The sequence below is a fragment of the Ferrimonas balearica genome (genome assembly GCF_019802085.1).
In the GTDB taxonomy this organism is placed as follows: domain Bacteria; phylum Pseudomonadota; class Gammaproteobacteria; order Enterobacterales; family Shewanellaceae; genus Ferrimonas; species Ferrimonas balearica_B.
Genome location: NZ_JAHVHV010000003.1, coordinates 256,452 through 276,219, shown reverse-complemented (window position 1 = coordinate 276,219; position 19,768 = coordinate 256,452). Strand labels below are relative to the sequence as shown.

General features: G+C 65.7%; 22 protein-coding genes. 13 read left to right on the top strand and 9 right to left on the bottom strand.

Annotated elements, in window-relative coordinates:
* Positions 1-79: 79 nt before the first annotated feature.
* Positions 80-1,291: a serine hydrolase domain-containing protein gene (locus tag KUV81_RS14065; protein ID WP_222544517.1), complete on the bottom strand. Its 1,212-nt coding sequence runs from the start codon at positions 1,289-1,291 to the stop codon at positions 80-82.
* A gap of 103 nt (positions 1,292-1,394) precedes the next feature.
* On the bottom strand, positions 1,395-2,351 hold the full coding sequence (locus KUV81_RS14060) for a helix-turn-helix transcriptional regulator (RefSeq protein WP_222544516.1): 957 nt from the start codon (positions 2,349-2,351) through the stop codon (positions 1,395-1,397).
* Between the two features lie 184 nt (positions 2,352-2,535).
* On the opposite strand from KUV81_RS14060, the gene KUV81_RS14055 reads away from it, so the two are divergent.
* The 6 genes from KUV81_RS14055 (at position 2,536) to KUV81_RS14030 (ending at position 6,183) form a co-directional block, all read left to right on the top strand.
* Positions 2,536-2,931 carry a DoxX family protein gene (locus KUV81_RS14055; RefSeq protein ID WP_222544515.1) on the top strand — a complete coding sequence of 132 codons (396 nt, stop codon included), beginning with the start codon at positions 2,536-2,538 and terminating at the stop codon, positions 2,929-2,931.
* Between the two features lie 45 nt (positions 2,932-2,976).
* Positions 2,977-3,954 (top strand): glutathione S-transferase family protein, encoded by a 978-nt coding sequence (locus KUV81_RS14050; RefSeq protein ID WP_222544514.1) that lies wholly within the window; start codon positions 2,977-2,979, stop codon positions 3,952-3,954.
* Between the two features lie 96 nt (positions 3,955-4,050).
* Positions 4,051-4,566 carry an aminoacyl-tRNA deacylase gene (locus tag KUV81_RS14045; RefSeq protein ID WP_222544513.1) on the top strand — a complete coding sequence of 172 codons (516 nt, stop codon included), beginning with the start codon at positions 4,051-4,053 and terminating at the stop codon, positions 4,564-4,566.
* Between the two features lie 116 nt (positions 4,567-4,682).
* On the top strand, positions 4,683-5,552 hold the full coding sequence (ubiA, locus tag KUV81_RS14040) for a 4-hydroxybenzoate octaprenyltransferase (protein WP_222544512.1): 870 nt from the start codon (positions 4,683-4,685) through the stop codon (positions 5,550-5,552).
* A 101-nt stretch (positions 5,553-5,653) separates the two neighbouring features.
* On the top strand, positions 5,654-5,899 hold the full coding sequence (locus KUV81_RS14035; protein ID WP_222544511.1) for a Rho-binding antiterminator: 246 nt from the start codon (positions 5,654-5,656) through the stop codon (positions 5,897-5,899).
* 8 nt (positions 5,900-5,907) lie between these two features.
* A complete protein-coding gene (locus KUV81_RS14030; RefSeq protein WP_222544510.1) occupies positions 5,908-6,183 on the top strand; it encodes a hypothetical protein in 276 nt (91 codons plus the stop codon).
* 47 nt (positions 6,184-6,230) lie between these two features.
* On the opposite strand, the gene KUV81_RS14025 is transcribed toward KUV81_RS14030, so the two are convergent.
* The 3 genes from KUV81_RS14025 to ubiD form a co-directional block, all read right to left on the bottom strand.
* The gene (locus KUV81_RS14025; protein ID WP_222544509.1) at positions 6,231-6,830 is read right to left on the bottom strand and encodes a GNAT family N-acetyltransferase; all 600 of its coding nucleotides are present in this window, start codon (positions 6,828-6,830) and stop codon (positions 6,231-6,233) included.
* A gap of 152 nt (positions 6,831-6,982) precedes the next feature.
* Entirely contained in the window at positions 6,983-7,678 is a 696-nt protein-coding gene (gene fre / locus KUV81_RS14020; protein WP_222544508.1) for an NAD(P)H-flavin reductase, read from the bottom strand.
* Between the two features lie 10 nt (positions 7,679-7,688).
* Positions 7,689-9,182 carry a 4-hydroxy-3-polyprenylbenzoate decarboxylase gene (gene ubiD, locus KUV81_RS14015; RefSeq protein ID WP_222544507.1) on the bottom strand — a complete coding sequence of 498 codons (1,494 nt, stop codon included), beginning with the start codon at positions 9,180-9,182 and terminating at the stop codon, positions 7,689-7,691.
* 151 nt (positions 9,183-9,333) lie between these two features.
* On the opposite strand from ubiD, the gene KUV81_RS14010 reads away from it, so the two are divergent.
* The 3 genes from KUV81_RS14010 to KUV81_RS14000 all read left to right on the top strand — a co-directional run bounded on the left by KUV81_RS14010 (position 9,334) and on the right by KUV81_RS14000 (position 11,547).
* Complete coding sequence (locus tag KUV81_RS14010) at positions 9,334-9,786, top strand: hypothetical protein (RefSeq protein ID WP_222544506.1); 453 nt, start codon at positions 9,334-9,336, stop codon at positions 9,784-9,786.
* Positions 9,764-10,216, top strand: coding sequence for a hypothetical protein (locus KUV81_RS14005; RefSeq protein ID WP_222544505.1), 453 nt, complete (start codon positions 9,764-9,766; stop codon positions 10,214-10,216). Before KUV81_RS14010 ends, KUV81_RS14005 begins: the two co-directional genes overlap by 23 nt.
* Positions 10,217-10,368: 152 nt before the next feature.
* Positions 10,369-11,547, top strand: a complete 1,179-nt coding sequence (locus KUV81_RS14000) for a conjugal transfer protein TraF (protein WP_222544504.1) — start codon at positions 10,369-10,371, stop codon at positions 11,545-11,547.
* A 51-nt stretch (positions 11,548-11,598) separates the two neighbouring features.
* Here the strand turns inward: KUV81_RS14000 and KUV81_RS13995 are convergent, their stop codons facing one another.
* The 3 genes from KUV81_RS13995 to trxA all read right to left on the bottom strand — a co-directional run bounded on the left by KUV81_RS13995 (position 11,599) and on the right by trxA (position 13,689).
* Positions 11,599-11,751 carry a hypothetical protein gene (locus tag KUV81_RS13995; protein WP_222544503.1) on the bottom strand — a complete coding sequence of 51 codons (153 nt, stop codon included), beginning with the start codon at positions 11,749-11,751 and terminating at the stop codon, positions 11,599-11,601.
* Between the two features lie 110 nt (positions 11,752-11,861).
* Complete coding sequence (gene rho / locus KUV81_RS13990; RefSeq protein WP_222544502.1) at positions 11,862-13,127, bottom strand: transcription termination factor Rho; 1,266 nt, start codon at positions 13,125-13,127, stop codon at positions 11,862-11,864.
* Between the two features lie 235 nt (positions 13,128-13,362).
* The gene (trxA, locus tag KUV81_RS13985) at positions 13,363-13,689 is read right to left on the bottom strand and encodes a thioredoxin TrxA (RefSeq protein WP_222544501.1); all 327 of its coding nucleotides are present in this window, start codon (positions 13,687-13,689) and stop codon (positions 13,363-13,365) included.
* Between the two features lie 192 nt (positions 13,690-13,881).
* Here trxA and rhlB point away from each other — a divergent pair, with 192 nt between their 5' ends.
* From rhlB to KUV81_RS13965, 4 genes are all read left to right on the top strand, one after another.
* Positions 13,882-15,180, top strand: a complete 1,299-nt coding sequence (gene rhlB, locus KUV81_RS13980; RefSeq protein WP_222544500.1) for an ATP-dependent RNA helicase RhlB — start codon at positions 13,882-13,884, stop codon at positions 15,178-15,180.
* A 142-nt stretch (positions 15,181-15,322) separates the two neighbouring features.
* On the top strand, positions 15,323-16,261 hold the full coding sequence (locus tag KUV81_RS13975) for a Ppx/GppA phosphatase family protein (RefSeq protein WP_222544499.1): 939 nt from the start codon (positions 15,323-15,325) through the stop codon (positions 16,259-16,261).
* A 177-nt stretch (positions 16,262-16,438) separates the two neighbouring features.
* A complete protein-coding gene (locus tag KUV81_RS13970) occupies positions 16,439-17,845 on the top strand; it encodes an L-cystine transporter (RefSeq protein ID WP_222544498.1) in 1,407 nt (468 codons plus the stop codon).
* 58 nt (positions 17,846-17,903) lie between these two features.
* Positions 17,904-19,238, top strand: a complete 1,335-nt coding sequence (locus tag KUV81_RS13965) for a CoA-disulfide reductase (RefSeq protein ID WP_222544497.1) — start codon at positions 17,904-17,906, stop codon at positions 19,236-19,238.
* 54 nt (positions 19,239-19,292) lie between these two features.
* On the opposite strand, the gene KUV81_RS13960 is transcribed toward KUV81_RS13965, so the two are convergent.
* The gene (locus KUV81_RS13960; RefSeq protein WP_222544496.1) at positions 19,293-19,655 is read right to left on the bottom strand and encodes a DUF3718 domain-containing protein; all 363 of its coding nucleotides are present in this window, start codon (positions 19,653-19,655) and stop codon (positions 19,293-19,295) included.
* Positions 19,656-19,768 lie beyond the last annotated feature (113 nt).

Below are 19,768 nucleotides of genomic sequence, written 5' to 3'. Positions count from 1 at the left end.
AGGCCCTTTGCCCCTGCGCTGACAACCAAGCCCCGCCATTCGGCGGGGCTTTTTTGTGGCCTCAGATCTGGTCAGGGCCCTAGAGGGTTTTCATCAGGTTGCGGATGTGGCCGGCGACGTTGCCCCCCTCGATGCGGTTGCTGAACCACACCGCCACCGCGTCCCGCCGTGGCGAGAGGTAGATCCCCTGGCCCCGCATCCCCCCTTTGAACAGATCGCCGTCCGCCCACACGGCGTCGAACTGGTAGCTGGCCCCCAACGGGCGGTCCTCGGTCAGGGCCAGGAAGGGGCCGGCGGCCTCGCTCACCCCATACACCCCCGGCGTCACCGACCCCTGGAGGGTCTCCACCACCGCTTTGGGGATCAGCGGTGCGTCGGCGGTGGCGGCCCAGCTGTCGGTGAACAGCAGGGCATAGCGGGCCATGTCCTCCAGGTTGGAGCTGAACAGGCCGTGGACCGCCTCGTATCCGTCCGGGGTGAGGGTCATGGAGGCGTCGGCGCTCATCCCCGCCCGGGACCAGACTCGGGCTTCGATCACCTCCGACAGGGAGCGCCCCTCCACCCGGGCGATCAGCTGGCCCAGGATCTGGGTGTTGGCGGAGCTGTACTCGAACGCCTGGCCCGGCGGGCGCTTGGCGGGGATCCCCCGAAGCACCTGCGCGTAGTCGCCCCCCTCGCCGAATTCGGTGCGAAACAGCCGGGTGATGGCGGCGTCGGGATCGGCCCGGGCGGCGTCGTTCTCCTCGGCGTCGATCCCCGACTGCATGTTGAGCACGTCGATCACCCGGATGGGCCCCCAGGCGGTGTCGGTCAGCTCCGGCAGGTAGTGGGCCAGGGGCCGGGTCACCTCGATGCGCCCCTCCAGCTCCAGCAGTGCCACCAGGGTGCCGGCCAGGGTTTTGGCGTTGCTCATCCACACGTGCTGGGTGTTGGCGGGCATGTTGTAGTGTTCGAACACCACCTTGCCCCCCTGGAGGATCATCAGGCCGTTGATGGACGGATGGTCGCCGTGCAGCCACTCCCCCAGGGTGTGCCCCTGGAAAGGCGCGCGGTGAACCCGGGCGGGATCCATCAGGGCCCGGGCCAGGGGGCGGCAGGGACCGGCCCGCTTGATGCGGGCGCTGGGCAGCACCTGCTCCAGGTTGCGCCAGTACCAGCTGGCCTGCTCGCTCGGGTACATGAACTGGGTCAGGGAGAACTGTTCGCGGTAGAGCTGGCGGGTCTCGGTGTCCAGGGCCCCGGCACCGGGATCCAGGGCCAGGGTCAGGGCGACGGCGGATTTGCGTAGCATGGGCGACTTCGGTTGGCGGACTGGGCCCCCAGACTAGGGGGCGGCCCCATCCCAGGCCCTATCCTTTCACGACAGCCCGACGGCCATGGAGCAAGTTGTGGCCTCAGCCACCTTGGCGGTACTGGGAGGGGGTTTGGGCGCTGAAGCGGCGCATCGCCCGGGTGAAGTTGGCCGGCTCGGAGTAGCCCAGGCGCTGGGCCACCTGGTGCACCGCCAGCCCCTGGTCCAGAAGGGCGCGGGCGCGGGTAAGACGGCGTTCGTTGAGGTAGGTGCGAAAGGAGCGCCCCTCGGCCTGAAACAGGCGCTGCAGCGTCCGCTCCGACACCCCGAACAACTGGGCCACGAACGCCAAGCTGAACTTGTCGTGCTCCAGGAAGATCTCCACCACCTGCTTGACCCTGTCGAGACTGGAACCCACCACCTCCAGCTGGGCCGGCTCCGCGATGGGCTCCGACATCAGGGCCAGGGGCACGAAGCTGTCCGGGCAGCCGGTCAGCACCCGGCGCTCCCGGGTTTGCCCCATCAGCGCCAGGGTGGGTCGGGTGTTGAAGGCGAACCCCAGGTAGTCCGGACGCCACTGGGCGCCGAGAAACTGCCGCACAATGCCGACGATCTTGAAGGCGGTGAACTGGTTGGCGTGATCGTAGCCCCGGCTGCTGGCGGGCAGGGCGCTGCGGTGGAAGATCTTCAGCTCCCCCTGCTCGTGGCGCAGCCAGAGGCGAAAGTGGGTGCCCTGCAGGGCGTTGAGCCGCTGCAGGCTGCACAGGCACTCCAGTAACCCCTGGCTCTGGCCTAGCACCTGGCCGATTTTGGGGTGAAGATCCGGCATCCCCTTGAACTGGGCCGCGTGCAGGCCGATGTCCGGCTGCTCACTGGCCTGGGCCAGGGCTTCCGCCGCCAGACCCAGGGTGTGGCTGGGCAGCAGATCACTGGCCCGCATCAGCTGGGGCAGGGTCTGTCCGCCGGGCATCAGGATCCGGTGCGGCGCCCCGCCGCGCTCCTCGAGGTAGCGCAGGAAGGGCGTCAGGATGAGCGTCCGTCCAAGGGGCAGTGAAGTCATGGGTAAAAGAGGTCAAATGTTCGCCGTTTCAGGGCGGCGGATTGTAGCGCAGCTGGGTCGGTAAAAGCTGAACCCAGGCTGAAGATTCGACTTTGGCGAACGTTAGGCCCGGGTTTTTGCGATTTTAATTCTTATTAAACGGACTAATCTGGGGACAGACGTAACGGACAGGATGGAGAGTCCCATGAACGACACCAAACACGCGGCCCTGGCGGCCCCCACGGATCTGCTGGCCCGGGCCCTGATGGCCTTTATCTTTATCGCCGCCGGCTACCACAAGCTGGGGGGCTTTGCCGGCACCCAGGCCTGGATGGAGTCCATGGGCGTGCCCGGCGTGCTGCTCTACCCGGTAGTGGTGCTGGAACTGTTCGGCGGCATCGCCCTGTTGGTGGGGCTGAAAACCCGCCTGGTGGCCTTCCTGCTGGCCGGCTTCTGCGTGCTCTCGGCGGTGATTTTCCACGGGGATCTGGCCAACGACTTCAACGCCTTTGCCAAGAACCTGGCGATGGCCGGCGGCTTTTTGCTGCTCACCCTGCACGGTCCGGGCCGTTGGAGCCTGGACGCCAAATTGGCGAAGTAACCGCCCCCTAACCGCGCCTCAGGCGCCCAGATTGAGGAGCCCACCATGGGACAGCTGGTCAACGGCGTCTGGCAGGACGTCTGGTACGATACCAAGAACAACCGGGGCGAGTTCGTCCGCGAGCAGGCCCAACTGCGCAACTGGATCACCCCAGATGGGGCACCGGGGCCCACCGGCGAGGGCGGCTTCAAAGCCGAAAAGGGGCGCTACCACCTGTACGTCTCCTACGCCTGCCCCTGGGCCCACCGCACACTGATCTTCCGGGCCCTCAAGGGGCTGGAGGAGTACATCGGCGTCTCCGTGGTCAGCCCGGACATGCTGGACAAGGGCTGGAGCTACGACACCGATGCCGGCTCCACCGGCGATGCCCTCCACGGCTTCGACTACCACTATCAGGTCTACACCGCCAACCAGGCGGATTACAGTGGTCGGGTAACGGTGCCGGTGCTGTGGGACACCCAGACCCGGCGCATCGTCAACAACGAGTCGTCGGAGATCATCCGCATGCTCAACAGCGCCTTCGACCACCTGACCGGCAACACCGAGGATTTCTGGCCCGAGGCACTGCGCGAGGAGATCGAGGCGGTCAACCAGGACGTCTACGACAACGTCAACAACGGCGTCTACCGGGCGGGCTTTGCCACCAGCCAGGACGCCTACGAGGCCGCCTATGACCGGTTGTTCGCCGCCCTGGACCGGCTGGAAGCCCGGCTGGCCACCCGACGCTACCTGCTGGGGGCCCGGATCACCGAGGCGGATTGGCGGCTGTTCACCACCCTGGTGCGCTTCGACGCGGTGTACTACGGCCACTTCAAGTGCAACCGCCAGCTGCTGGCCAGCTTTCCCAACCTGTCCGGCTACGTGCGGGAGCTCTACCAGTGGCCCGGGGTGGCGGCCACCGTCCACATGGACCACATCAAGCGCCACTACTACTACAGCCACCAGATGATCAATCCCACCCGAGTGGTGCCCAAGGGGCCGCAGCTGGATTTCCTGGCCCCCCATGATCGGGATCATCTGTGACCGTGATAGTCCACCGCAATTGGCCCTCGCCGCCCGCCAAACCGGGGCAGAGGGCCTAAAATTAAAGGTGTCCCTGACCCACTCAGGAGGTACCTTATGGCCGTAGCCATTCGCGTCAGCGACTATCTCAAAACCCTGGGCGTCCAGTACCAGCTGGTGTCCCATCCCCACAGCCAGTCGGCCATGCAATCCGCCATCAGTGCCGGGGTGCCCGCACGGCAGACCGCCAAGGCGGTGATGCTGGAGGACCACGAGGGGCGCCGCGTCATGGCGGTGGTGCCCGCCGCCAACCGGGTGATCCTGCACAAGCTCAACCAGCAACTGGGCCGCGAACTGCACATCGTGCCCGAGACCAAGCTTAAGGACACCTTCGACGACTGCGAACTCGGCGCCCTGCCGGCGGTCGGCGATCCCTACCAGGTCCAGGCGGTGTACGACGATCAGCTCAGCGACGAGGCGGAGATCTTTATGGAAGCGGGGGATCACGAGAACCTCATCCGCATCCCCAAGGAGGCCTTTATGGCCCTGGTGGCCAACCACCAGCACGGCCGCTTCAGCGTCAACCGGGCGGTGGATTATGGCCAGCCCCGGCGGGGCTGGGATTGGCAGTAACGCCCTCGGCGTTCAGTCAGGAGGCCAGCCCAGCGGCTGGCCTCTTTGTCTGGGCTGACACTGCGTGAGCGATGACGCATAATGGCGGCCAATTGAGACCATTACGGGCAGGGACCATGCTGGCAGTACTGCAGGGCCGCGTTGACGCTTACTGGCGCCTGGCGCGCCTGGATAGACCCATAGGCACCTTTCTTCTGATGTGGCCGGCCTTGTCCGCCCTGTGGCTGGCGGCGGACGGCATGCCGGATCCCGTGGTGCTGGGGATCTTCTTCGTCGGCGTCTGGTTGATGCGGGCCAACGGCTGCATCATCAATGATTTTGCCGATCGCAAGCTCGATGGCCACGTGGCGCGCACCAAGTCCCGCCCCCTGGCCAGCGGCGAGATCCGCGCCAAGGAGGCCCTGGCGCTGTTCACCGTGCTGGGGCTGGTGTGCTACGCCCTGGTGCTGCAGCTCAATGCCCTGACGGTCCAGCTGGCCTACGTGGGCATCGTGCTGACGGTGATCTACCCCTTTACCAAGCGCTTCCTGCCGGCGCCGCAGATGTTTCTCGGCATCGTCTGGAGCTGGTCCATCCCCATGGCCTTTGCCGCCCAGACCGGTGAAGTGCCCACCCTGGCCTGGTACCTGTTCGCGGCCAACTGGTGCTGGACCGTGGCCTACGACACCATGTACGGCATGGTAGACCGGGAGGACGACCTCAAGGTGGGGATCCGCTCCAGCGCCATCTGGTTCGGCCGCTGGGACCGCGTCTGGATCGGGGTGTTCCAAGTGGCCACCCTGATACTGCTGCTGGGGATCGGTCTGCGCCTGGATCTCGGGGGGATCTACCTGCTGGGCCTGGCGGTCATGGCGGGGCTGTTCCTCTACCAGCAGGGGCTGATCCGGGCCCGGGAGCCCCAGCGCTGCTTCCAGGCTTTTCTCAACAACAACTGGGCCGGCCTGGCGCTGTTCCTGGCGGTGGTGGGCCACTACGCGCTGCAATAAGCGGCGGCGAATGACCCCTGCGGGCGGCCCAGGGGCCGCCCGTTTTGCGTGGGGGCGCCGGCCACTGCTATGGTGGCTCGACGGACGCTGAAGGAGCCGCCATGATCCCCTGTGCGCTGTACGACTACATCGAGATCGCCTGCCTGTTCCACTACCCGGTGACCCTCACCCTACGCAGTGGCGAGCAGCTCTGCGGCCAGGCGATGGACACGGTGCGCGATGCCGCCGGCCGGGAGTGCCTCAAACTGGCCCAGGCCGAGGGCGAGCAGCTGGTGGTGCTGGACCAACTGGCCCGGCTCCAGGTCACCGTCGACAACCCCCATTTTCGCGACGTGAACTTCTCCTAGGAGGGCCGATGCAGCTGCTGGTACGCAACAAGGTCAAGGACTTTGCCCACTGGCGCCGCCACCTGGAGGCGGACCGGGCGCGGGCGGCGGAGTATGGCCTCACCCTGGTGGCGCTGTGGCAGGGGGTCGATGATCCCAACGACGCCTTCTTCCTGCTGGCGGTGGCCGAGCGGGCCCGGGCGGAGGCCTTTATGGCGCTGCCAGAGTCGGCGGAAGTAGGTCGGCGCTCCGGGGTGCTGGAGGGGGAGGCAGTGTTCGTGAACGACCCGAACCGGCCCGCGTAAGGCAAAACAAAAAACACCGCCCTGGGGCGGTGTTTTTTGTAGGCGCGTCAGGCCGCCACCGGCGCCCGACGCAGCTGGGCGTCCCGGGCCACCGCCTCGGAGCGGCGGTACTGGGCCTCGGTCAGGGCAAACCAGCAGCGGTCCACGGTGCCGTTCTCGAAATGGCCGTACTCTTTGACGGTGCGGCCCAGGCCGGATTTCTCCAGCACCCGCTTGCTGGCCCGATTGCTGTCGTAACAGTCGGCCTTGACCTCGCCGGCACCCAACTGGTCGAAGGCGATGGCCAACAGCTGGCGGGCGGCGGCGGTGGCCAGCCCCTGACCCCAGCATTCGGGGCTCAGCTGGAAACCCAGCTCCAGCACGCCGGGGGCGTCGGACTGCGCCAGGGCCACCATGCCGAGGAAGCGACCGGCCGGGTCCCGCAGCGCCAGCACCGGGGCCTGAGCCTGGGCCTCGGCGCTCAGCCGCGGCAGCAGGTACTGGGCGATCACCGCCTCCGATGCCGGGGCAAAGAACAGGAACTGATGGACCTTGGGATCGTTGAGCAGGGCGGCGTAGGCGGGCAGATCCGCTGGCTGCATCAGGGTCAGGTGGTGTGAGTGGCTGAGGGGCAGCGCCTGGCCATTTAACGTGTTTTTCAAAGTCATAACGATCCTACGGGTCCGGGTCAGAGGGGCGGCGGGATTATCCATAAATGGGCCGTGGGGATCTGTGACCCCTGTACAAATAGGCGACAGTGAAAAACAAAAAACGGAACCGTTTGGTTCCGTTTTCTCGAAGGTCTGACCTCAGCGGGCACTCACTTCATAAAGGCGTAGGCGTCGCCATAGAGGTGGGCTTCGTCCACCCCGTGCTGGCGGAACCGCTCCCTGGCGGCGCCGGCCATGTCGAAACGCCCGGCGATGTAGACGTCGTAGTCGTGCAGGCTGACAAAATCCTCGCACACCGCGTCGATCACCGTGCCCTGGCGGGCGCCGGCCACCGGCTCGTCAAACACCGGCACAAAGGTGAGGTGGGGGTAGCGCTGGGCCCAGGCGTCGGCGACCGGGCGCAGGTACATCGCCTCGGCGTTGCGGGCGCCCCAGTAGAGGAAGGTGGTGCGGGTGTCGCCCTGGCGCAGCAGGGTGTCCAGCAAGCTGTGGATGTAGGAGAAGCCGGTGCCGCCGGCGATCAGGATCCGCGGGCGCTCGCTGTCGCTGCGCAGTTGCGCCTCGCCGAAGGGGGCCTCGATCTCGATGTGACTCTCGGTTTTCAAGCGCTCCACCACCTGCATCGGGTAGCTCTCCGCCACGGCGGCACCGATGTGCAGCTCCAGACGCTCACCGTCCAGGGGGCTGGAGGCGATGGAGAAGGGGCGCTTGTCCTCCTCGCCCATCACCACGGTGAGGTACTGACCGGCCTGGAAGGCCAGCGGCTGTTCGGGGACCAGCACCGCCTTGAAAACGGTGTCGCACAGGGGGGTAAGGGCGTCTATCTGACAGCGGATACGGCTCATGGGGTTCTCGTTATGGTTTTGCGTCATGCTTGGGATCGGCGTCCAGGCCCAGCTCGGCCCAGCGCTCAGTCACCCGGGTTTTGATCGCCTCGTTCATGACGATGGGTTCGCCCCATTCGCGATCGGTCTCCCCGGGCCACTTGTTGGTGGCGTCCATGCCCATCTTGGAACCCAGGCCCGCCACCGGTGAGGCGAAGTCCAGATAGTCGATGGGGGTGTTTTCGATCATCACCGTGTCCCGGGCGGGATCCATCCGGGTGGTGATGGCCCAGATCACGTCCTCCCAGTTGCGGGCGTCGACGTCGTCGTCGCACACCACGATGAACTTGGTGTACATGAACTGGCGCAGGTAGCTCCAGGCGGCCATCATCACCCGCTTGGCGTGGCCCGGGTACTGCTTCTTGATGGTGATCACCGCCATCCGGTAGGAGCAGCCCTCCGGCGGCAGGTAGAAGTCCTGGATCTCGGGAAACTGCTTGCGCAGGATGGGCACGAACACGTCGTTCAGCGCCACCCCGAGCATCGCCGGCTCATCCGGCGGCCGGCCGGTGTAGGTGCTGTGGTAGATGGCGTCTTTGCGCAGGGTGACGTGGGTGACCGTCAGCACCGGAAAGGACTCCACCTCGTTGTAGTAGCCGGTGTGGTCGCCGTAGGGGCCCTCCGGCGCCTCCAGGCCCGGCTCCAGGTAGCCCTCCAGTACGATCTCGGCGGTGGCAGGCACCTCCAGATCGCAGCTGACCGCCTTGGCCACCTGGGTGCGCTCGCCCCGCAGCAGGCCGGCAAAGGCGTACTCGCTGAGGCCATCGGGCACCGGGGTCACGGCGCCGAGGATGGTCACCGGATCCGCTCCCAGGGCCACGGCCACCGGGTAGCGCTCACCCGGGTGCTTCTCCTGAAAGTCGCGGTAATCCAGGGCGCCGCCCCGGTGGGCCAGCCAGCGCATGATCAGCTGGTTCTTGCCCAGCAGCTGCTGACGGTAGATCCCCAGGTTCTGGCGTTTCTGGTTGGGACCCTTGGTGATGGTCAGGCCCCAGGTCACCAGGGGGGCGACGTCGCCGGGCCAGCAGTGCTGGATCGGCAGCTTGGTCAGGTCGACCTCGTCGCCCTGCCAGACGATCTCCTGGCAGGGGGCCTTGCTGACCCGCTTGGGAGGCAGGTTGAGCGCCTGTTTGAACATCGGCACCTTGGCGATGGCGTCCTTGAAGCCCGAGGGCGGCTCCGGCTCCTTAAGGAAGGCCAGCAGCTCCCCCACCTCCTTGAGGGCGGAGGTGTCCTCCCGGCCCATGGCAAGGGCCACCCGCCGGGGGGTGCCGAAGAGGTTGGCCAGCACGGGCATCTCGCTGCCCTTGGGGTTCTCGAACAGCAGCGCCGGGCCACCGGCGCGCAGCACCCGGTCGCAGATCTCGGTCATCTCCAGGTGGGGATCCACCTCGGCGGTGATCCGCTTGAGCTCGCCCTGTTGCTCCAAAAACCCGATAAATTCTCTTAAGTCACTGAACTTCATTAGATTTTATTCTCTGGCCAGGTGTGACCTTCGTCAAAGTGCGCAGCTATTATAGCGATGCGGCCCGGCCCGGGACAGGGCTGGGGGAGCAAGGGAACCCGAAGCCCCCTCTGGCGGCCTAAACTGGCACTAGGCGCGAAAAGGAGTGAGCATGGTGACAATAAGCCAGCTGGCATTGGTGTGGCTGGTGCTGGCGAGTCCGCCGGCCAATTGGAACGCCGGCTACAAGGCCCAGCGCCCCATAGGCGCTCCGCCGCTGGAGCAGCGCTGGCAACAGCAGCGCCAGTGGCAGGAGAATCAGCGCTGGCAGCAGCAGACCTGGCAGCATCAGTATCAGCAGCGTCATGATCCGGCCCGCTGGCAGGGGCTGGACGACGCCACTGCGGCACCGGAGCCTCGGCTGCGCCTGGAGGGCGACGCCCGACCCCGCACCGAGCTGGACGCCCTGGTGACCGCTCCGGCCCCGGTCAACCCCGCCCGGGGCAACCCGCCCGCCGGCGCGGTGGAACGAACCTCGCCCCAGGGCCCTTACTGGCAGAACGAGCTGGGCTGCTACCGACGCAACTGGATGACGACTGACTATGTGCCGATCCCCTGTCCTTAAACCCCTGTTGCTGCTGACGGCCCTGCTGCTGGCGGGTCCGGCCCAGGCCGGTGGCAGCTGGGGCTGGTCGGTGCATTACGGCTCCCCCAGCTGGAGCTATGGCCACTACCGGTATGGCGACCCCTACTGGAACAGCCGCTGGCGCTACCCCTGGTACCGGCGCTCCTGGCAGCGCAGCTACTGGGACGATTACCGTCGCTACACCTACCCCCGCCGGCCCCGACCGGCCCCCGCCCCCAAGGTGGTGACCGCCGCCAGTGAACGCACCCTGAGCCAGGAGGCGGTGCCCGGCGGCAGCCGCGCCAGCCTGCCGGCCAACGCCCGCCTGTTGATGACCCCGGACGGCCCCCGCTACCAGTGGCAGGAGAAGTGCTATCGCTTTGATTATCTTGGCGATCGCTACCTGCCGGTGTCCTGCCCCTCGCCCTGACTCAAGTTTGCCCCCCGTTCGGTCGTTAACAGGACGGGGGTGCTGCGCTGCCCAGAGGTTAATCGCTTGGTGCCTGGGCGTGATGTTCTCCCCGAAAATCCGTCCCTTGCTTGGGTATAATCCGTCCGCCTTTTGGACAAGGAAGTAGTACGATGAAAGCGATTTACCTCGGGGCCCTGGCCCTGACTCTGGCCCCGGCGGTGTCCGCGGTGCCCTTTGCCGATGCCCGCTCCGGCGGCATGGCCGGCGTCGGGGTGGCCTCCGGCGACTTCACCCGCGCCAGCCAAAACCCCGCCCTGTTGACCCGATTCGAAGCGGATGACGATTTCTACTTCCAGCTCGGTGCCGGCGCCCTAGCCCGGGATTACGAGGAGGTGGTGGACGACATCGATGCCCTGCAGGCCAACCTGGATGCCTTCGAAGCCCTGATTGACCGGGGGGACCCCAATGATCTGCCCGCCGCCACGGCGCTCAAAGATGAGATCATCGGCCAGCTTAATGCCCTGGATCAGAGCCGGCCGGAAGGGGCCGCCGGCGCGCTGCTGGGCTTTTATGTGCCCAGCAAGAGCCTGGGCTTCGGCCTGAGCGTCAACGGCTACCTGGTGGGCAACGGCCTGGTTAACTACGTGCAGGAGGATGAGCAGCTGCTGGACGACGCCCTGATGGGGCAGCCGTTTGATCAGGACGACATCCAGTCCAACGCCGACGTGCATGCCGTGGGGGTGACCGAGGTGGCCCTGAGTTTCGCCCGGGAGTTCCAGAGCCCCTGGCTGGGGCAGTTCTCCGTGGGGGTGGCGCCGAAGTTCCAGCGCATCGACACCTACTACTACAACGCCACCGTCAGCAACTTCGACGAGGACGACATCACCTCCAACGACAACATGACGGACCGCTCCGACTTCAACCTGGACATCGGTTTCCACGGCGGCCACGGCCCCTGGCAGTTTGGCCTGGTGGGGCGCAACCTCATCAAGCAGAACCTGCGCAACGTCAATCATGAGGACGTGGAGCTCAAGCCCACCCTGACCGGGGCGGCGGCCTTCCAGCAGGGCGGCTTCACCGCGGCGCTGGACCTGGATCTCATCGCCGACGAGTCTTTTGCCCTGTTCGCCGAGTCCCGCCAGTGGGCCCGTTTCGGGGTGGAGTACGACTTTGGCGGCCACGCCCAGCTGCGGGCCGGCTACCGACATGATCTGGAGGGCAACTACGAGGACGTGCTGGCGGTGGGCCTTGGGATCTCTCCCGGCGACGTCTTTACCCTGGACCTGGCCGGCCAGTTCGGCAGCGACGACGAGCGCGGCGCCCAGCTGCAGCTGGGGCTGAAGTTCTAAACGGCAGCGAGTCGAAGCCTATCGCGCCCCGGCCTGTGCCGGGGCGTTGTTTTATCCGTGGCCTGCGGCCCGGTCGTCGTGGCGGCGATCGCTGATGCGGCGGTCGCCCTTGTCGTCATCAAAGCGGGCGTCGCCGCGCCGCTCCTGGTGTTGACGCCGCTCCTGCAGCTGGCGGCGCTCCTGTGTCGATTGGGATGCGGTCATCAGGGTCTCCGGGGCTGGGCCTTATAAGGGGTATAGCAGCCCCGCTGCCCTGAAAACAAAAAACACCGCCCGAAGGCGGTGTTTTTTTATGGCCGTGACCGGACTGGGACTCAGGACTTCGCCCGCTTCATGGCGTCGAAGAACTCGTCGTTGGTCTTGGTCATCGCCAGCTTGTCGATGAGGAACTCCATCGCTTCGATCTCCTGCATGGGGTGCAGGATCTTGCGCAGGATCCACATCTTCTGCAGCTCTTCGCTGCCCGCCAGCAACTCTTCGCGGCGGGTGCCGGAGCGGTTAAAGTCGATGGCCGGGAAGACACGCTTCTCGGCGATCTTGCGGGAGAGGTGCAGCTCCATGTTGCCGGTGCCCTTGAACTCCTCGTAGATCACCTCGTCCATCTTGGAACCGGTGTCCACCAGGGCGGTGGCGATGATGGTCAGGCTGCCGCCCTCCTCCACGTTCCGCGCGGCGCCGAAGAAGCGCTTGGGACGGTGCAGGGCGTTGGCGTCCACACCCCCGGTCAGGACCTTGCCGGAGCTGGGGATCACTGTGTTGTAGGCGCGGGCCAGACGGGTGATGGAGTCGAGCAGGATCACCACGTCCTTCTTGTGCTCCACCAGGCGCTTGGCCTTCTCGATCACCATCTCGGCCACCTGGACGTGGCGGGAGGCGGGCTCATCGAAGGTGGAGGCCACCACTTCGCCCTTCACCAGGCGCTGCATCTCGGTCACTTCCTCGGGACGCTCGTCGATCAGCAGGACCATCAGGACACAGTCCGGGTGGTTGTAGGCGATGGATTGGGCAATGTTTTGCAGCAACAGGGTCTTACCGGCTTTCGGCGGTGCCACGATCAGGCCGCGCTGACCCTTACCGATGGGGCTGGCCAGATCCAGAACCCGGGCGGTGATGTCCTCAGTGGAGCCGTTGCCCCGCTCCATGCGCAGCCGGTCGTTGGCGTGCAGGGGGGTCAGGTTCTCAAACAGGATCTTGTTGCGGGAGTTTTCCGGGCGGTCGAAGTTGACCTCACTGACCTTCAGCAGGGCGAAGTAGCGCTCACCCTCTTTCGGCGGCCGGATCTTGCCGGCGATGGAGTCGCCCGTGCGCAGGTTGAAGCGCCGGATCTGGCTGGGGCTGACGTAGATGTCGTCGGGGCCGGCCAGGTAGGAGGAGTCGGCACTGCGCAGAAAGCCGAAGCCATCCTGCAGGATCTCCAGTACCCCGTCGCCAAAGATGTCTTCACCGCTCTTGGCGTGGGCCTTGAGGATGGCGAACAGAATGTCCTGCTTCCGTGCCCGAGCGAGGTTTTCCAGGCCCATGGATTCCGCCAGGGCAACCAACTCGGAGACCGGTTTCTGTTTCAGTTCGGTAAGGTTCATATGGTGGGTCTTTTGATTTGTGCGCCCAAGGGACGAGCGCGGCTATGTCACTGTTGCTGTGATTTAAAAAAAGGAGAGTGGCCCAGCTAGGGCGAGAAATGTACTGGGTATTAAGCTAGCACCATTGGGCGGGAGCGTCCAGCGCTTTGGGCACGAAAACGGGCCGCCCCGAAGGAGCGGCCCGACCAAGCAATCTGTGCTAACTCGACTGCCCGATTCTGCGGCGCCGACCGGTTTACAGGTGGGCGTCGATAAACTCTTTGAGCTGGGTTTTGGAGGCGGCGCCCACTTTGGTGCCGGCCAGCTCACCGCCTTTGAACAGCAGCAGGGTGGGGATGCCACGGATGCCGTACTTGGGCGGGGTGTCGGTGTTCTGGTCGACGTTCAGTTTACCGATGGTGATCTGGTCGCCGTACTCGTCCGCCAGCTCGTCCAGTACCGGGGCGATCATCTTGCAGGGACCACACCACTCAGCCCAGAAATCCACCAGTACCGGCTTGTCGGCTTTCAGTACGTCGTTCTCAAAGCTGTCGTCGGACAGCTGTACAATCTTGTCGCTCATTCTTGGCTCCGTTTGTTGATCGGCACGCGCCTTCGCAGACGTCCCATGACATCCTATATGGGTCCACCGAATTCGGCTTTCAACCCCGGTGGATTAGCCGGGGCTAAAGTGGCGCCGAAGCCGGCGAGATATGGCGATTATTTGACTTGATTAGGTTCCCAATGGCAAGCGCTTCCGATATGCTGCACCGTTATGACTAAGACCCATCTGACCGAAACGAAATTCGCGGACTTTCCGTTGGCTCCCCAAGTGGTTGAAGCCCTGGATTCCGCCGGTTTCACCCATTGCACGCCGATCCAGGCGCTGACCCTGCCCATCCTGCTCTCCGGTAAGGACATCGCCGGCCAGGCCCAGACCGGGACCGGCAAAACCCTCGCCTTCCTGGTGGCCACCTTCAACGAGCTGTTGAACAAGCCGGCACCGGAGGCCCACGACGGTAAAAGCCCCCGCGCCCTGATCATGGCCCCCACCCGGGAGCTGGCGATCCAGATCTTCAAGGACGCCGAGCCGCTGTCTCAGACCACGGGTCTGAAGCTGGGTTTGGCCTACGGTGGGGAAGGCTACGACAGCCAGCGTCAGACCATCGAGGCCGGCATCGACATCCTGATCGGCACCACCGGTCGACTGATCGATTACTACAAGCAGGGCACCTACAAGCTCAACGGCATCCAGGTGATGGTGCTGGACGAAGCGGACCGCATGTTCGATCTGGGCTTCATCAAGGACATCCGTTACCTGTTCCGTCGCATGCCGGCCCCCGACGAGCGCCGTAACATGCTGTTCTCCGCCACCCTCTCCCTCAAGGTGCAGGAGCTGGCCTACGAGCACATGAACGAGCCGGAGCACGTTCAGGTGGAGCCGGAGCAGAAGACCGGCAAGCGGATCAAGGAGGAGCTGTTCTACCCCTCCAACGACGACAAGATGCGTCTGCTGCTGACCCTGATTGAAGAGGATTGGCCGGATAAGGCGATCATCTTCGCCAACACCAAGCACCGCTGCGAGGACATCTCCGCCTGGATGGCCGGCGATGGTCATCGGGTTGGCCTGCTGACCGGCGACGTCCCGCAGAAGAAGCGGGTGAAGATCCTCGAGCAGTTCAAGGCCGGTGAGATCGACTTCCTGGTGGCCACCGACGTGGCGGCCCGGGGGCTGCACATCGCCGACGTGACCCACGTGTTCAACTACGATCTGCCGGACGACGCCGAGGACTACGTCCACCGCATCGGCCGGACCGGCCGGGCCGGCGCCACCGGGCACTCCATCAGCTTTGCCTGTGAGCAGTACGCCCTCAACCTGCCGGCCATCGAGGAGTACATCAGCCACAGCATCCCGGTGTCCAGCTACGACGCCAGTGCACTGCTGACCGACATCCAGCGTCCCCAGCGGATCCAGCGCCACCGTCGCCCCGGTGGTCGGGACGGTCAGCGTCGGGACGGCCCGCGCCGCGACGGTCGCGGTGGCGGTGGCGGCCGCGGCCGGCCCCGCCGCTAAGCTCAGCACGCAGGACGGCGACCTCAGGGTCGCCGTTTTTTTTGCCCGCCGGCGATGGACGCCCTATCGACCCGGGCCTCGGGGGCTGGTACCTTCGAAGGCTCTGGAGTCGGCCTCAGGGCCAGGAGGAATCGTCCCTTTGATGTCCACACACAACCCCACTTCCCCTACCTCGGCCCCCCTGGTGGCGGCCATCACCCTCGGCTCCAACAGCTTCAACATGCTGCTGGCTACCCCCGACACTCCGGTGCCCCAAGTGGTGGCCAAGCACAAGCGCAAGGCCCGCCTGGCCCGAGGGCTGGCGGTGAGTGGCCACATCGGCGACGAGGCCATGGCCGAGGGACTCGACTGCCTGGCCTGGTTTGGCGAGCTGCTGCGTCAGTACCGGCCGGCCAAGGTGGCGGTGCTGGCCACTGCGGCCCTGCGCCAGGCGGACAACGCCGCCCACTTTATCGCCCAGGGGGAGCCACTGCTGGGTCACCCCATCGAGGTGATCAGTGGCGAGCGGGAAGCCACCCTCATCTACCAGGGGATGCGGGCCGCCACCGAGGTGAGCGGCCGGGCCCTGGTGCTGGACATCGGTGGCGCCAGCACCGAGGTGGTGGTGGGGGACGAGCAGGGGATCGAGTTCAAGCACTCCTTCGAACTCGGTTGCGTCACCACCAACCAGGGGGCCCTGGCCCAGGGGCTCAGTGAGCGCGCTTTCGCCGAGGTGGCCGAGCAGGTGGCTGTCGCCCTGGCCCCCTTTGCCGACGCCCTGGCCCCCTACCGCGGCGTCAATGCCCTGGGGGTGTCCGGCGCGGTGCGCAGCCTGTTCGAGCTGGCCGTGGCCCGGGGCGAGCCCATGGAGGCGATCACCCCGGCCCTGCTGGCGCAGGTGCAGGCGGAGATCCTGAGCCTGGGCCACACTGAACTGACGGGGCTGGACCCGGAACGGGTGCCCACCTTGGCCGCGGGGGTGGCCCTGCTGGCGGGCTTTATGGCGGCCCTGGGCCTGCCTAAGCTGACCCTGGCCGGAGGCGCTCTGCGGGAGGGGGTGCTGGTGGAGCTGACCCGGAGCGTGACGGAGTCGGTGGCGTAATAATCCAAATGGACTTTGATATGCCATTTGGGCATAAAGGATCCGGCGTCCCTTTGGGTATGCTGCGCGTCTGAGGGAGGACCCAGAGGATTGCTTTGGGTCGAAGGAAAATTACAATCACTCCCGCCACCATTTAAAGGCGAACCGGGATAACTGCCCGGATAAGGTACGAAAACTATGAATTTGTTTGTCCTGCTCAACGTCGCAGTGATGTTGGGTCTGTTCGTTCTGCTGTTCAAGATGCAGCAGAACCACGTCAAGTTTACCCGTCGGGTGTTTGTCGCCCTGGGACTGGGGGTGGCCTACGGTGCCATCCTGCAGTGGATCTACGGCGCCGGCTCCGCCACCGTGGCGGCCTCCATCCAGTACTTCGACATCGCCGGGCGCGGCTACGTCCAGCTGCTGAGGATGATCATCGTGCCCCTGGTGATGGTTTCCATCATCTGCGCCATCCTCAAGCTCAAGGACGGCGAGTCCCTGGGTAAGATCAGCGGCCTGACCATCGGTGTGCTGCTGGGCACCGTGGCGGTGGCCGGCCTGATCGGCTTCGCCGTGGCGAACCTGTTCGGCCTGACCGCCGAAGGCCTGGTGGAGGGCAGCCGCGAGGCACAGCGCGCCGCCGATCTGCTGGCCCGCGAAGGCACCGCCGAGGGAATTTCCATCGCTAAGACCCTGGTGGACGTCATCCCCGCCAACCCCTTCCTGGATATGACCGGGGCCCGGGACACCTCCATCATCTCCGTGGTGATCTTCTCCGCCTTTATCGGCGTGGCGGCCTTGGGGGTGAACAAGAAGCAGCCGGAGCTGGCGGCCAAGTTCGACAGCTTTATGCAGGTGGCCTACGCCATCGTCATGCGCATCGTCACCCTGGTGCTGCGCCTGACCCCCTACGGCGTGCTGGCGCTGATGACCAAGGTGCTGGCCTCCTCCAATTTTGCCGACATCCTGAACCTGTTTAACTTCGTGCTGGCCTCCTACTTCGCCCTGCTGCTGATGTTCGGCGTCCACCTGCTGCTGGTCTCCCTGGCCGGTGGCAACCCCTGGACCTTCGTCAAGAAGGTGTGGCCGGTGTTGACCTTTGCTTTCACCAGCCGCTCCAGCGCCGCCACCATCCCGCTGACGGTACAGACCCAGACCCGTCAGCTCGGGGTGCCCGATGGCGTGGCCAACTTCGCCGCCTCCTTCGGGGCGACCATCGGCCAGAACGGCTGTGCCGGCATCTACCCCGCCATGCTGGTGGTGATGGTGGCGCCGGTGATCGGCCTGGACATCATGAGCCTGGAGTTCCTGGCCACCCTGATCGCGGTGATCGTGGTGGGCTCCTTCGGCGTGGCCGGGGTGGGCGGTGGCGCCACCTTCGCGGCGCTGATCGTGTTCTCCGCACTGGGGCTGCCCAACGAGGCGATCGCCTTGATTGGCCTGCTGATCTCCATCGAACCGCTGATCGACATGGGCCGCACCGCGCTGAACGTCAACGGCGCCATCACCTCCGGCTTCATCACCAGCCGGGTGCTGGGCCAGACCGACATGTCCGTCTACAATGGCGAGCAGGAGTTGGAACTGGACCTGGAATCCGTATCCTAAGCCCTAACCGAATGCCCAGGGCCGTCCCGTGGGACGGCCCTTTTTTGTTGGAAGCCCTATGAAAATCCTGATCATCGGTGCCGAGGCCGCGGGCATGAGCGCCGCCGCCAAGGCCCGCCGCAGCGCCCCCGAGGCCAGCATCACCGTGTTCGAACAAAGCGACGTCGTCTCCTTCGGCGCCTGCGGCCTGCCTTACTACGTCGGCGGCTTCTTCGATGAGCCCGGCTACATGGCCGAGCGCAGCGTCGAGCAGTTTCGCCAGTCCGGCATCGATCTGCGGGTGCGCCACCGGGTGGAGCGCATCGACGCCGAGGCCAAGGTGGCCACCGTCATCAACCTGGACAGCGGCGAGACCTTCGAGCACGGCTACGACAAGCTGATGATCGCCACCGGCGCCAGCGTGGCCCGGCCCCCGGTGGCCGGGCTGGAACTGGAGCGGGTGTTCTTCCTCAAGACCATGGCCGACGGCCTGGCGCTGCGCGCCCTCACCGAGCGGCCGGAGATCCAGGATGTGGTGGTGATCGGCGCCGGCTACATCGGCCTGGAGGTGGTGGAGGCGATGCACCATCAGGGCAAGCGGGTGCGGCTTATCGAGCTGGCGGACCGGGTGCTGTCGGAGTCCTTCGATGCGGAGATGAGCGAGGTGATCCAGGCGGAGATCCTGCGCCAGGGGATCCCCATGCACCTGTCCGAGCGGGTAGAGGCGCTGGAGGGGGAGGGGGCGGTCACCCAGGTGCGCACCGACCAGGCCAGCTACCGAGCGGATCTGGTGGTGGTGGCCACCGGGGTGCGGCCCAACACCGACTTTTTGGCGGACACCGGCATCGAGCGGCTGGCTAACGGCGCCATCGTCACCGATCCCCAGGGACGCACCAGCCTGGCGGACACCTTCGCCGCCGGGGACTGCGCCACGGTCTGGCACCGGGTGCGCCAGCAGCCGGTCTACATCCCCCTGGCGACCACTGCCAACAAGATGGGCCGCTTGATTGGTGAGAACCTCTGTGGCGCTGAGAAGGCGTTTCCCGGCACCCTGGGCAGTGCCGGGGTCAAGGTGCTCGAGGTGGAAGCCGGGCGCACTGGGCTGAGCGCCGCCGAGGCCGAGGCCATGGGGCTCCAGGTCAAGACCAAGGTGATCCGGGACAAGACCACCACCAACTACGTGCCCTGGCAGCAGGACGTGGCGGTGAAGCTGGTGTACGAGGCGGACAGCAAGCGGATCCTCGGCGGCCAACTAGCCGGCGGCGCCGGCGCGGTGCTGCGGGTGGACACCCTGGCTGCCGCCATCCACAGCGGCATGACCACCGCCGATCTGGGGATGCTGGATCTGGTCTATGCCCCGCCTTTCGCCCGCACCTGGGACGCCCTCAATGTGGCGGGCAACGTGGCCAAGTAAGCCACCACAGCAAAAAGGGCGGCCCCAGGGCCGCCCTTTTTCGTGGCGTTGGGTTCAGTTGGCGTTGCCGTTCACTTCGATCACCGCCGGGCCCTGATAGGCGCTCAGATCGGTGATGTTCACCTTGCCACCGGGGTTGTAGCGGCTCAGGCGCTCAACGGAGCGGGGGTCAGGGTTGTAGCGGGCGGCAAAGCTGGCGATGCTCTCGTTGTTGCAGTCCACGGCGCGGGCCACGGATTTCTCGGTGTAGCCCTGGTACTTGATGGCCTGGTGCAGCTGCATCGGCTTCTGGGTCGCCGCGGCGATGCACAGCTTGGTGGCCGGCGAGTTGTCCATGGCGACAAACTGGTATTGGGCGGCCTGGGCGGAACCCAGGGTGGCGGTCACGATCAGGGCGGTCAGGGCGACGGTTTTCATAAGGTCATTCCTTGCAGGTCTACTAGGCCCTATAAAGATGACCCCTGGGGGCGGCGGTGCTGTTAACCGACGATGAAAGGATGTAAGAAGCTTACACTTGTGAATGCAGTGTT